The organism is Homoserinibacter sp. GY 40078 (assembly GCF_008017545.1).
Taxonomy (GTDB): domain Bacteria; phylum Actinomycetota; class Actinomycetes; order Actinomycetales; family Microbacteriaceae; genus Homoserinibacter.
In genome coordinates, this window is sequence record NZ_VRTZ01000001.1 from 1,101,924 (window position 1) to 1,113,661 (window position 11,738).

15 protein-coding genes are annotated in these 11,738 nt (G+C 70.5%); 11 read left to right on the forward strand and 4 right to left on the reverse strand.

Annotated features, from left to right (window positions below; genetic code table 11):
- Positions 1-43 precede the first annotated feature (43 nt).
- The gene (locus tag FVQ89_RS05305; protein WP_187264916.1) at positions 44-715 is read right to left on the reverse strand and encodes a response regulator transcription factor; all 672 of its coding nucleotides are present in this window, start codon (positions 713-715) and stop codon (positions 44-46) included.
- Between the two features lie 69 nt (positions 716-784).
- Between FVQ89_RS05305 and FVQ89_RS05310 the strand changes: the two genes are divergently transcribed.
- From FVQ89_RS05310 to FVQ89_RS05325, 4 genes are all read left to right on the forward strand, one after another.
- Positions 785-1,063 carry a hypothetical protein gene (locus tag FVQ89_RS05310; protein WP_147900835.1) on the forward strand — a complete coding sequence of 93 codons (279 nt, stop codon included), beginning with the start codon at positions 785-787 and terminating at the stop codon, positions 1,061-1,063.
- A 137-nt stretch (positions 1,064-1,200) separates the two neighbouring features.
- Positions 1,201-1,833, forward strand: coding sequence for an FABP family protein (locus FVQ89_RS05315; protein WP_147900836.1), 633 nt, complete (start codon positions 1,201-1,203; stop codon positions 1,831-1,833).
- On the forward strand, positions 1,830-2,912 hold the full coding sequence (locus tag FVQ89_RS05320; RefSeq protein WP_147900837.1) for a folate-binding protein YgfZ: 1,083 nt from the start codon (positions 1,830-1,832) through the stop codon (positions 2,910-2,912). The genes FVQ89_RS05315 and FVQ89_RS05320 overlap by 4 nt, the downstream gene beginning before the upstream one ends.
- A gap of 1 nt (position 2,913) precedes the next feature.
- Complete coding sequence (locus FVQ89_RS05325) at positions 2,914-4,038, forward strand: aromatic acid exporter family protein (RefSeq protein ID WP_255513432.1); 1,125 nt, start codon at positions 2,914-2,916, stop codon at positions 4,036-4,038.
- A 28-nt stretch (positions 4,039-4,066) separates the two neighbouring features.
- Here FVQ89_RS05325 and FVQ89_RS05330 read toward each other — a convergent pair whose 3' ends face one another.
- Positions 4,067-4,867: a class I SAM-dependent methyltransferase gene (locus FVQ89_RS05330; RefSeq protein ID WP_147900838.1), complete on the reverse strand. Its 801-nt coding sequence runs from the start codon at positions 4,865-4,867 to the stop codon at positions 4,067-4,069.
- Between the two features lie 54 nt (positions 4,868-4,921).
- Here FVQ89_RS05330 and FVQ89_RS05335 point away from each other — a divergent pair, with 54 nt between their 5' ends.
- The 3 genes from FVQ89_RS05335 (at position 4,922) to FVQ89_RS05345 (ending at position 6,574) form a co-directional block, all read left to right on the forward strand.
- Positions 4,922-5,668 carry a phosphoglyceromutase gene (locus tag FVQ89_RS05335; protein WP_147900839.1) on the forward strand — a complete coding sequence of 249 codons (747 nt, stop codon included), beginning with the start codon at positions 4,922-4,924 and terminating at the stop codon, positions 5,666-5,668.
- A gap of 116 nt (positions 5,669-5,784) precedes the next feature.
- On the forward strand, positions 5,785-6,243 hold the full coding sequence (locus tag FVQ89_RS05340) for a hypothetical protein (RefSeq protein ID WP_147900840.1): 459 nt from the start codon (positions 5,785-5,787) through the stop codon (positions 6,241-6,243).
- Between the two features lie 25 nt (positions 6,244-6,268).
- A complete protein-coding gene (locus FVQ89_RS05345; RefSeq protein WP_147900841.1) occupies positions 6,269-6,574 on the forward strand; it encodes a thiamine-binding protein in 306 nt (101 codons plus the stop codon).
- A gap of 70 nt (positions 6,575-6,644) precedes the next feature.
- On the opposite strand, the gene phoU is transcribed toward FVQ89_RS05345, so the two are convergent.
- Entirely contained in the window at positions 6,645-7,298 is a 654-nt protein-coding gene (gene phoU / locus FVQ89_RS05350; protein WP_147900842.1) for a phosphate signaling complex protein PhoU, read from the reverse strand.
- A gap of 199 nt (positions 7,299-7,497) precedes the next feature.
- Between phoU and FVQ89_RS05355 the strand changes: the two genes are divergently transcribed.
- Together FVQ89_RS05355 and FVQ89_RS05360 are read left to right on the forward strand one after the other, a co-directional pair.
- Positions 7,498-8,655, forward strand: a complete 1,158-nt coding sequence (locus FVQ89_RS05355) for a cell wall metabolism sensor histidine kinase WalK (RefSeq protein ID WP_147900843.1) — start codon at positions 7,498-7,500, stop codon at positions 8,653-8,655.
- Entirely contained in the window at positions 8,652-9,335 is a 684-nt protein-coding gene (locus tag FVQ89_RS05360; RefSeq protein ID WP_147900844.1) for a response regulator transcription factor, read from the forward strand. Before FVQ89_RS05355 ends, FVQ89_RS05360 begins: the two co-directional genes overlap by 4 nt.
- A gap of 59 nt (positions 9,336-9,394) precedes the next feature.
- Here FVQ89_RS05360 and FVQ89_RS05365 read toward each other — a convergent pair whose 3' ends face one another.
- A complete protein-coding gene (locus tag FVQ89_RS05365; RefSeq protein WP_147900845.1) occupies positions 9,395-9,913 on the reverse strand; it encodes a hypothetical protein in 519 nt (172 codons plus the stop codon).
- 126 nt (positions 9,914-10,039) lie between these two features.
- On the opposite strand from FVQ89_RS05365, the gene FVQ89_RS05370 reads away from it, so the two are divergent.
- Together FVQ89_RS05370 and ispD are read left to right on the forward strand one after the other, a co-directional pair.
- A complete protein-coding gene (locus tag FVQ89_RS05370; RefSeq protein WP_147900846.1) occupies positions 10,040-10,522 on the forward strand; it encodes a CarD family transcriptional regulator in 483 nt (160 codons plus the stop codon).
- 22 nt (positions 10,523-10,544) lie between these two features.
- Positions 10,545-11,711, forward strand: a complete 1,167-nt coding sequence (gene ispD / locus FVQ89_RS05375; RefSeq protein ID WP_255513433.1) for a 2-C-methyl-D-erythritol 4-phosphate cytidylyltransferase — start codon at positions 10,545-10,547, stop codon at positions 11,709-11,711.
- Positions 11,712-11,738 lie beyond the last annotated feature (27 nt).

Consider the following 11,738-nt stretch of genomic DNA (forward strand, 5'->3'; position numbering starts at 1 on the left):
GCCCTATCCTGCCAGCACCGGCGTGAACGGGCGATGAACGGGTCTAGACCCCGGGCTCGTCGTCGTAGACGTTGAAGCGGTATCCGACGTTGCGGACCGTCCCGATGAGGGATTCGAGGTCGCCGAGCTTCGCACGGAGGCGCCGCACGTGCACGTCGACCGTGCGGGTGCCGCCGAAGTAGTCGTACCCCCACACCTCGCTCAGGAGCTGCTCGCGGGTGAACACGCGGCTGGGGTGCGTGGCGAGGAACCGCAGCAGCTCGAACTCCTTGAAGGTGAGGTCGAGCGGTCGCCCGTGAACCTTCGCCGAGTAGCTCGCCTCGTCGATGACGACACCGGATGCCTGAATCTTCGAGACCGAGTTCTCTTTCGAGAGACGATCGATCACGAGCCGGATGCGCGCATCCACTTCGGCGGGCCCCGCGGTCGCGAGGATCACCTCGTCCACGCCCCAGTCGGCCGAGACGGCGGTGAGCCCGCCCTCGGTGAGCACGAGCACGAGGGGGACAGCGAGGCCGGTGGTGCGGAGGATCTTGCAGAGCGACTTGGCGCTCGCGAGATCTTGGCGCGCATCCACGAAGACGAGGTCGGCGGTGGGGGCGTTCACGAGTGACGACGGCTCCGCGGGGATCGCGCGGATGCGGTGACTGAGCAGCCCCAAGGCCGGCAGGACGTCAGCGTCTGCGGCAGAGGTCAGGATCAGGAGCTGCGCCACTCGAGTCCTTTCCGGGCGTGATCGGGCCGATTCCCTCCGCGTCAGTCTACGCAGCCGTACCATGGTCGCGTGCCGGCCTCGTCCCCCAGTGTTATCCCCGTGTGGGTTGCGGCGTTCGTCGGCGCCGTGCTCGTCGCGGTCTTCTCCGCATCCGCAGCGATCGTGTGGCTTCCGGTGGTGATGGCGGGTGCCGTGCTGCTGACCTTCGTGATCCAGCTCGGGGTGAGCCGCAAGGAGGGCCTCGTCTCGCGGATCGTGGCGAGCCTCGCGGGTGCCTTCCTGATCCTCGCCGCGGCGACTCTCGTGCTCGTCGTCTGGGCGGGCACGGGCATCCCGGCGTCGGTCTGAGCCGGGGTCTAGACTGGGCGTCATGATGCTGGCGCTCGAGCTCTTCTTCGTCGGTCTTCTCGGCCTTGCGACGCTTTCCATCGGCGCCGTCTCCGTCGTGGTGCTCTACAACCTCTTCCGCGGCCAGCGCTGATTCCGTGTTCGAGCTCGACCTCGACCTTCCCGCGGAACTCGTTCCGCTCTCCTGGCTCATCGGAGTCTGGGAGGGCAGTGGCGTGATCTCGTACCGCGTCGGCGAGAACGTGCGCGAGCACGAGTTCGGACAGCGCATCGCCTTCAGCCACGACGGCACCCCTCATCTGCAGTACAGCGCCACCGCGTGGCTGCTGCCGGACGCCCCGGCGGAAGAGGACGACGACGCGCTCGTGCCGCATCCGCGTCCGCTGTTCTCCGAGATCGGCTTCTGGCGGCTCTCCCGTCCGCTCGGCGACGGCGACGACGGGCCCGCGATGCTGCCCGCGACGGAGCCGCCCGTCTTCCAGACGGCCGAGTCGGTCGAGACGCTCCGCAACGCGCGGGGAGGGTTCGACCTCGAGGTCGCCCTCGTGCAGCCGGGCGGGGTGAGCGAGCTCTACCTGGGCCAGATCCAGGGGCCGCGCATCGACCTCGCGACCGATGCCGTGCTGCGGTCCGGCACGGCCAAGGAGTACGCCGCCGCGACGCGTCTGTACGGGCTCGTCGACGAGCACCTGCTGTGGGCGTGGGACATCGCAGCCCTCGGGCAGGATCTGCGCACCCACGCATCCGGCCGGCTCGCGAGGCTCGAATGAGCTCGCCCTTCTCTGCGCGACCGGGTGCGGTCGGCGATCCGCCGGAGCACTACGGCGACCCCGTCCGCGAGCAGCGCGCGCTGGAGGCGGGGGAGGCGCTCGTCGACCTCTCCGACCGCGACGTCGTGACGATCACGGGCCCCGATCGTCTCTCCTGGCTCGACTCCCTCACATCGCAGACGCTCACGGGGCTCGGGCCGGGCGACTCCGCCGAGACCCTGCTGCTCGACCCGAGCGGCCGCATCGAATACGTGGCCCGGGTGATCGACGACGGCGAGACGACGTGGCTGCTCATGGACGCGGGCACGGGTGCCGGTTTCGCCGCCTTCCTCACCCGGATGCGCTTCATGCTGCGCGTCGAGGTCGCCGATCGCTCGGACGAGTTCGCGACCGTCGGCACCTTCGGTGACGCTCCTGCCGCCACCGCAGCGCCCGCGGGTGTGCCGCTCGTGTGGAGCGATCCGTGGGGCGCCGTGCAGCCGGGCGGATTCCAGTACGCCGTGGGCGCCCACCCGGCCGACGGGTGGAGCTACCGCGAGGTTCTTGTGGATCGGGCGCGCCTGGGTGAGCTCGCCGAGCTTCCCGCTGCCGGATCGCTTGCGCTCGAGGCTCTCCGGATCGCCGCCTGGCGTCCGCGCGCCGCGACCGAACTCGATTCCACGACCATCCCGCACGAGCTCGACTGGCTGCGCTCCGCGGTGCACCTGGCGAAGGGCTGCTACCGCGGACAGGAGACGGTCGCCAAGGTTCACAACCTCGGGCATCCGCCGCGTCGTCTCGTGATGCTGCACCTCGACGGCAGCGATGGCGTGCTGCCGGAGCCGGGCGCCGAGGTGCGACTCGGGCGGCCGGACGACGGGGGTGCGGTGGTCGGGCGTGTCACGGCATCCGCGCGGCACCACGAGCTGGGGCCGATCGCGCTCGCGGTGGTGAAGCGGTCGGCGGATCCGGCATCCGAGCTCACCGTCGACGCCGACGGGGTCCTCGTGCCCGCCGCGCAGCAGGTTGTCGTGCCCCCGGGGGCGGGATCGGTGGCAGAGGTGCCGCGCATCCCGCGTCTCGGTTCGGTCCGCCGCTGACGTGTCGTCGCGCACCGAGTCGATGAGCGCCGAGCTGCGGCGCCTTGAACGACGCGTGCGCCGGCAGGTCGATCTGCGTCTCGCCGGACGGCGCGTCTGGGAGTCGCTGCCGGCGATCCTGCAGATCGTGTCGGCGGTCGCGGCGGCCTATGCGATCGCGCACTGGGGGTTCGGCCATGCGACGCCGCTGCTCGCGGTGACCGTCACGATCAACTCGCTCGGGTTCACCCGTGACGCACGGCCGATTCGTGTGGCGGAGACGGTGCTCGGCATTCTTCTCGGGATCGCGCTCGGTGACGCGTTCGCCCTGCTCGTGGGTCGAGGGCTGTGGCAGCTGCTGATCGTGCTCACGACCGTGTTCGTGGTGGGTCGTGCCGTGTCGGCGAGCCCCGGCTTCGCGCTTGCAGCGGCTGTGCCATCCGCTCTCGTCGTGATGCTCCCCGACCCGGACGGCGGGCCGTTCACGCGCTCCCTCGATGGGTTGGTTGGCGGGGTGATCGCGCTGCTCGCGACCGCGCTCGTTCCGCGGGACCCGCGGCGTGCCGCCGCCCGTGACGCCCGGACCTTGTTCTCGGTGCTCGAGGAGTCCGTCGCGTCGATGGTCGACGCACTCACCGATGCGCAGCCGGCGGCGGCCGAGCTCGCCCTCGCGCGCCTGCGCCGCACCCAGCCGCTCGTCGACGCGTGGGCGGCGAGCCTCGACAGCGCCATCTCGGTCGCGCGGATCTCGCCCTGGGTGCACCGGCACCTGGCGGAGCTGAGGCGGTCGTCGCGCGTGCTCCGCAACGCAGACCTCGCGACGCGGCACCTGCGCACCATCGCCCGGCGCGTCGAGTTCCTCGTGCGCGACGGGGCGCACCGCCCCGAGCTCGCGGGGGCGCTGTCGCAGCTCGCGACCTCGCTCGGGCTCCTGCGTCGCGAGCTGGACGACCCGGAGCTCGCCGGCGCCGCCCGGGCGGAGCTGTCGCACCTCGCCGAGCGACTCGATCCGGGAACCCTCATGCCGGGTGCGCCCGTCACGGATGCGGCCGTGCTGCTGCTCGTGCGCCCCCTCGTGGTCGATCTGCTCGTCGCGACCGGTCTCGAGGCGGAGGACGCACGGGCCCTGCTGCCCCCGGTCACCTGATCCGCCGCAGGGAACGCGGCGGTGCGGGTCAGGCGGGGGCGACCGCACTCCAGGGCACGGTCACCTCGCCGAGGCGCCACCGGCCGCGCCCGCCGAGCGGGGGAGTGTCGAGCACCGGATTCCCGGCGTCGCGCAGGGTGGCCACGCTCGCCTGCCAGCGCTGAACAGGTCCGTAGACGGCGAGCGGCGCGTGCGTCGCCCACGCGCGGTCGAGGTCGGCCAGCAGTGCGTGGATCCGCTCGCCGGGCACGTTCCGGTGGATGAGCGCCTTCGGAAGTCGCTCCGCCACGATCGAGGGCGCATCGAGCTCGGCGAGCCGCAGCGAGATCGTGAAAGTGCGCGGGCCGGATGCGTCGAGCGTGACCCAGCTCGCGATCCGCCCGAGCTCGTCGCAGGTGCCCTCGATGAGGGCCCCGCCGGGGGCGAGGCGGGCTGTCATCCGTGCCCACGCGTCCGCTACCTCGCTCTCGTCGTACTGCCGCAGCACGTTGAGGGCCCGGATCACGGCGGGCCGCCGCTCGCCGGTCGGCACCTCGAACCCGCCGACCCGGAAGCTCACGCCGGGGCGCGCGGCGAGCGAGGCGAGCCGCACCCGCTCCGGGTCGATCTCGATCCCGATCACCTCTACGTCGGCACGCACCGCGGCGAGCCGGGCGTGCAGCTCGAGGCTCGTCGTGGCCGAGGCACCGTATCCGAGGTCGACGACGAGCGGATCGGCGGCCTCGCGCAGAGCGGGCAGCGCCGCGATCCAGCGGTCCACGCGCCGCAACCGGTTGACGCCCGTGGTGCCGCGCGTGATGCGCCCCTCGGGTCTCGGCGTCCTCCCCACCGGCCTCACGCTACCGGCGCGATCGTCGGCCGGTGCCCTCGGTAGGGTGGACGCATGACCTCCACGCTCATCCTGCTGCGTCACGGCAACTCCGAATGGAACCAGAAGAACCTCTTCACGGGGTGGGTCGACGTCCGCCTCTCGGAGCAGGGTGTCGCCGAGGCGAAGCGCGCCGGCGAGCTGCTCGCCGAGTCCGGTCTCGCGCCCGAGATCCTCTACACGAGCGTGCTGACCCGCGCGATCCAGACCGCGAACCTCGCGCTCGAGCAGGCCGATCGCCTGTGGATTCCGGTCAAGCGCAGCTGGCGCCTCAACGAGCGCCACTACGGCGCGCTGCAGGGCCTCGACAAGGCCGAGACGCTCGAGAAGTACGGCCCGGAGCAGTTCCAGATCTGGCGCCGCAGCTTCGACACCCCGCCCCCGCCGCTTGCCGACGACGCCGAGTGGAGCCAGGTGGGCGACGAGCGCTACGCCGACGTCCCCGACGCCGACCTTCCCCGCACCGAGAGCCTGAAGCTCGTGATCGACCGGATGCTGCCGTACTGGGAATCCGACATCACGGTGGATCTCGCGGCGGGCAAGACGGTGCTCGTCACCGCCCACGGCAACTCGCTGCGCGCGCTCGTGAAGCACCTTGACGGCGTCTCGGACGACGAGATCGCCGAGCTCAACATCCCCACCGGCATCCCGCTCGTCTACGAACTGGACGACGACTTCCGCCCGACGGCGCCCGGCCGCTACCTCGACCCGGAGGCCGCCGCCGCCGGTGCCGCCGCGGTCGCGGCCCAGGGCAAGAAGTAGCGATCACGCCCGGGTTCGCGGCCGACTACTCCTGGGAGCTCGACCCCGAGCTGCCGGGAGACGGCTCGGCGTGGCAGGCGCTCGAGATCGGATCGGCCCACACGGTCGAGCACGACGTGCGATTCATCCCCCGGGACGCCGAACCCTGGGTCGCGCGGATTCGGGCTGAGGAGCACATGGGCCTCGTGCCCTTCGCCGTTCGACCCACGCCGGACCCGCGGGTTGCCGTCGTCGTGGCAGGCGGGAGCGCCTACCTGGTGGATGTCGTCGATCGGAGCTGGCGGCGTCTGGACGTCTTTCCTGCGTCTCAGGTCGTCGAGGTTCCGGATGCCGGGGCCCTCGTGTTCGCGAGCCCGGACACGCTCGTGGGTATCGCACGTCGAGCTGGCGACGGCGTGTTGGATCAGGTGTGGACGACCGACCGTGTCGCGACCGACGACCTTCGGGTCGTTCGGGTCGTCGGAACACGCCTCGAGTGTCGGGGGTCCGAGATGTTCGAATCGTTCGAGGTCGACGCGACCGACGGATCGGTGGAATGGGCGGGCGGCGCGCGCCCGAGCCATCTCTCGTGGTGACGACCGAAATCAGGAGGAACTTGCTGTGATCGTCGCATTTTCTGTCGCCCCGGGCGGCACCGGCAACACCGACGGCTCGGTGCACGATGCGGTCGCTGCGGCCGTGAAGATCGTGCGCGAGTCCGGGCTGCCCAACCGCACCAGCTCGATGTTCACCGAGATCGAGGGGGAGTGGGACGAGGTGATGGATGTCGTCAAGCGTGCGACGGAGGCGGTGGGCGCCTACGGGTCGCGAGTGTCGCTCGTGCTGAAGGCCGACATCCGACCCGGGCACACGGGTGAGCTGGACGGCAAGATCGAGCGCCTCGAGCGCGCGATCGACGAACTCTGATCCTGACGGGCTCGCCGGACCTGCCTCGCGGGCGGGGTCGGAAGCAGGGGCAGACGCGGAGCGCGATCGCTCAGGACTCGGCGGGCACCCAGTCGCCGGTCTGCAGGTAGAGCACCTTCTTCGAGATCGACACGGCGTGGTCGGCGAAGCGCTCGTGGTAGCGCGAGGCGAGCGTCGCGTCGACCGTGTCGACCGTCTCGCCCTTCCAGGTCTCGCCGAGCACCTTGTCGAACACCGCGAGGTGCAGCGCGTCGACCTTGTCGTCCTCGTTGCGGATGTGCTCCGCGACGTCGGGCTCCTGCGTCGCAAGCAGCTCGGTGAGCTTGCGCGCGATCTCGACATCGAGCGCGCCCATCTCGCGGAAGGTCGAACGGAGTCCCTTCGGCACGACCTTCTCGGGGAAGCGGTAGCGGGCCAGCTGCGCGATGTGCTCGGCCATGTCGCCCATCCGCTCGAGGGAGGCGCTGATCCGCAGCGCGCTCACGACGATCCGCAGATCGCGGGCGACCGGCTGCTGGCGGGCGAGGATCGTGATCGCCAGCTCGTCGAGCTCGGCGGCGAGCGCGTCGATGCGGTCGTCGTCTTCGATGACCGTCTCGGCGAGGGAGACATCCGACTCGTTGAAGGCGTGCGTGGCCTTCTCGATCGAGTCGGCGACGAGCGTGGAGATCTCCACGAGCCGCTCCTGCACCTCGCGGAGCTCCTGCTGGAAGACCTCGCGCATGCTGTGTTCGTCCTTTCGTCGCCGGGAGGCGGTCGCCTGGTGGGGCGCGCACGCCTCCGGATGCGTTCCGCACCGCGAATGCAACCGTCCCGCGGGAAGGTTAACGAGCGGTGACTCGGTCGTGAACGTCGCGGGAAGCTCCGACGAGACGTACTCGCCCGGTCGGGCCCGCAGTTCCGGCTCGCCCTAATCTAGTCGCATGGACGCGGCATGGCTTGTGCCCGCCGCACTCGGCTTCGGCCTCGCGGTGGGCGTCGGCGCATCCGCTGCCGTCGTCGCCGCGCACGCCCGGGGGCAGCGCGCGGCGGCTGTGGTGAGTCCCGCTGTGCCCGACGGGGTCGAGGAGGTCGTCGACGCGCTCGAGTCCGCGGGCGTCGTGCTCGACTCCTCCAACAACGTCGTCACCTGCTCGACTGCCGCGGTCTCGCTCGGTCTCGTGTGGAACCACGTGCTCGTGCATCAGGAGCTCGTCGACCTCGTCGACCGGGTGCGCCGGGAGGGTCTCGCCTCCAACGAGGAGATGCAGTTGCCCCGCGGCCCGTTCGGCGACGCGCAGGTGCATCTCCTGGTCCGCGCCGCGCCTCTCGGCAGCCGCTACGTGCTGCTACTCGCCGACGACCGCACCGAGGCCTATCGCCTCGAGGATGTGCGCCGCGACTTCGTCGCGAACATCTCGCACGAGCTGAAGACGCCCATCGGGGCGATCGGCCTTCTCGCCGAGGCGCTCGAATCGGCGGCGGACGAGCCGGATGAGGTGCAGCGTTTCGCGCGGCGCCTCACGGTCGAGGCGGAGCGCCTGCGCAGCCTCACCCACGAGATCATCGAGCTCAGCCGTCTGCAGGCCGCAGACGCCCTGGAGCACGCCGAGCGCGTCAAGGTCGACTCGATCGTCGCTCAGGCGGTCGACGCGAACCGCGTCTCGGCCGAGTCGCACCGCATCACGATCGTCGCCCAAGCGGATTCGACCGCCGTCGTGTGGGGCGACGAGTCGATGCTCGTGACCGCCGTGCACAACCTCATCGCGAACGCGATCCAGTACTCGCCCGACGGCACCCGCGTCGGGGTCGGCGTCATGCACCGCGACGGCGCGATCGAGATCGCCGTGACGGATCAAGGGGTCGGCATCCCCGAATCCGAGCGCGATCGCGTCTTCGAGCGCTTCTTCCGCGTCGACTCGGCGCGCAGTCGGCAGACCGGGGGCACCGGTCTCGGCCTCTCCATCGTGAAGCACGTCGTGCAGAACCACGGCGGGGATGTGCGCGTATGGTCTCAGCAGGGCCGCGGTTCGACATTCACCATCCGATTGCCGGAGGCCGAAGCGGCCGCGGCGGCACCGACCCGTGGAGCACGTACGTGACACGCATCCTCATCGTCGAAGACGAGCCCTCGCTCGCCGAACCTCTCGCGTTCCTGCTGGGGCGCGAGGGCTACGAGACGGCGACCGCCGGCGACGGGCGCGCCGCGCTCGCGGAGTTCGACCGCAACGGCGCCGACCTGGTGCTCCTCGACCTCATGCTGCCGGGGTTGCCGGGTACCGAGGTGTGCCGCGACCTACGGGCTCGCTCGTCGGTGCCGATCATCATGCTCACCGCGAAGGACAGCGAGGTGGACATCGTCGTGGGCCTCGAGCTCGGCGCCGACGACTACGTCACGAAGCCCTACTCGAGCCGTGAGCTCCTCGCCCGCATCCGCGCGGTGCTGCGCCGCCACGTCGAGGCGTCGGACGAGCCGTTCGAGTCGGTGCTCGAGGCCGGCTCGGTGCGGATGGACGTGGAGCGTCACGCGGTGACGGTCGGCGGCTCGGAGGTCTCCATGCCGCTCAAGGAGTTCGAGCTGCTCGAGTTCCTGCTGCGCAACGCGGGCCGCGTGCTCACCCGCGGTCAGCTCATCGACCGGATCTGGGGCTCCGACTACTTCGGCGACACCAAGACGCTCGACGTTCACATCAAGCGCATCCGGGCGAAGATCGAGCCCGACCCGTCGCAGCCGCAGCTGCTCGTGACGGTCCGCGGACTCGGCTACCGCTTCGAGAACTGACGCGGTCGCCCGCGTCGCTCCCCGGATGCCGGGGTCGACCAACGACTACGTCGACCAGGCTACGAAGCCGGGGTCTCCGTCGGGTTAGGAGTGATCACGGGCGTCGGCGTGGGCGTCGGCAGCGAGTCCTCGTACTCCGAGAAGGTCGTGTCGAGCACGGGCAGCTTCGCGCCCTTCTGGTCGCCGTCGATGTGAACGACGACCTCGAGCAGTTCGCCCGGCTCGGTACCGATGTCGTCGAGGTTGACGCGCTGACCGTCGCCGAACCCGAATGAGGTCGAGCCGTCGGCTGCGGCGCTGAGGTCGACGCCCGTCCAGCCGCTCGCGGTCTCCCACTCGAGCGTGAACGGGATCGCGGATCCGGTGTCGTTGACGGCGACACCCACGAGGCTGCCGGTCTCGCCGTCGTCGGTGATGACGAGCATGCTGCGCAGTTCGAGGTCGCCGACGGTGAAGTTGACGCCGTCGCTCGGGTCGTACTCCTTGGTGGTCGCCGCGTAGGTGATGAAGTTGCACCCCGACAGCCCGAGGGCAAGCGCTCCGCTCAGGGCGATGGCGGCCACGAAACGTGCTCTCACGGATCCTCCAGGGCAGATGACAACGAGCCGTGCTTAGCCTAGCGGGCACCGGAGCGGGCCGATGCCCGGCCGGTCCGACGAGACCTCGCTGTGATAAAATTAGAGGTCTGCGGAAGGAACAACTCCATGCTCTTCGAGGTCGGCGAGACTGTCGTTTACCCCCATCACGGTGCTGCCACGATCATCGAGGTGAAGGAAAGGGTCATCAAGGGCGAGGCCAAGAAGTACCTGAAGCTCAACGTCACCCAGGGTGATCTCATCATCGAGGTCCCGGCAGAGAACGTCGACCTCGTCGGCGTCCGTGATGTGATCGGCAAGGAAGGCCTCGACAAGGTCTTCGAGGTGCTGCGCGCCCCCTTCACGGAGGAGCCCACGAACTGGAGCCGCCGCTACAAGGCCAACCTCGAGAAGCTCGCCTCGGGCGATGTCATCAAGGTCTCCGAGGTTGTCCGCGACCTGTGGCGTCGCGACCAGGACCGCGGCCTTTCGGCGGGCGAGAAGCGCATGCTCGCGAAGGCGCGTCAGATCCTGATCTCCGAGTTGGCGCTCGCCGAGAAGACCGACGAGGAGAAGGCCTCGACCGTCCTCGACGAGGTCCTCGCCTCCTGATCCCGGTCGGCGCGAGGCACGCGTGAGCTCCCTCACGGACGCCGTGCGCGTCGGGATCGTCGTCGTCGCTGCGGGCAGCGGCACTCGTCTGGCTCGTGACGAGCCGAAGGCGTTCGTCGAACTGAACGGGGCGACGATCCTCGAGCATGCCCTGCGGGGAGTGTTCGCCTCCGCGACACCCGCGCAGGTGGTCGTCGTCGCACCGGCATCGCACCTGGGGCAGGCGCGCGCGATCGCGGAACACGCCGCAGGGGCCGCGTCCGGCTATGTCGATGTCGTCGCCGGGGGAGAGACCCGGCAGGAGTCGGTGTCGCGCGGGCTCGCGGTGCTCGCGGATGGTGTCGAGGTCGTGCTGGTCCACGACGCGGCACGCGCCCTCACCCCGAGCGCCCTCATCGATCGGGTGGTGGCTGCGGTCGACGCGAGCGGCGCGGGGGTGATTCCCGCGATGCCCGTGAGCGACACCGTGAAGCGGGTCGAGGTGGATCGCGTGGTCGAGACCGTCGACCGCAGCGAACTGGTGCAGGTGCAGACCCCACAGGGCTTCCCGCGCGCCGATCTGGTGACGTCCTACGCGTCAGCGGCCGACGACCACACCGACGACGCCGCACTCGTGCAGGCTGCGGGCTTCGCCGTCTCCGTCGTCCCCGGTGAGCCTCAAGCGTTCAAGATCACCACTCCGTGGGATCTGCGCCGGGCGCAGCAGCTGCTCGATCGGGGAGCGCAGGCGCGCACCGGGATCGGCATCGACGCGCACCGCTACGACGACGCGGTTCCGCTGTGGCTCGGCGGCGTGTTCTTCCCGGATGAGCCGGGTCTCGCGGGGCACAGCGACGGCGACGCGGTGATCCACGCGATCTGCGACGCTCTCCTCTCGGCTGCCGGACTCGGCGACATCGGCGGACGCTTCGGATCCGCCGATCCGCGATACGCGGGCGCCGCGAGCTCGGTGTTCCTCCGAGAGACGCTCCGACTCGTGGACGGCGCGGGCCTTCGCGTCATGAACATCGCCGTGCAGGTCGTGGCCAACCGCCCGCGCCTGTCGACCCGTCGCAGCGAGATCGAGACCCACCTCGGCGAGCTGGTCCAGGCTCCCGTGAGCGTCGCCGCGACGACCGCCGACGGACTCGGGTTCTCGGGCCGCGGCGAGGGGCTCGTGGCGATCGCGACCGCCCTGCTCGCCGACTGAGGCGCATCCCGCTCGGCGAGAGCCAAT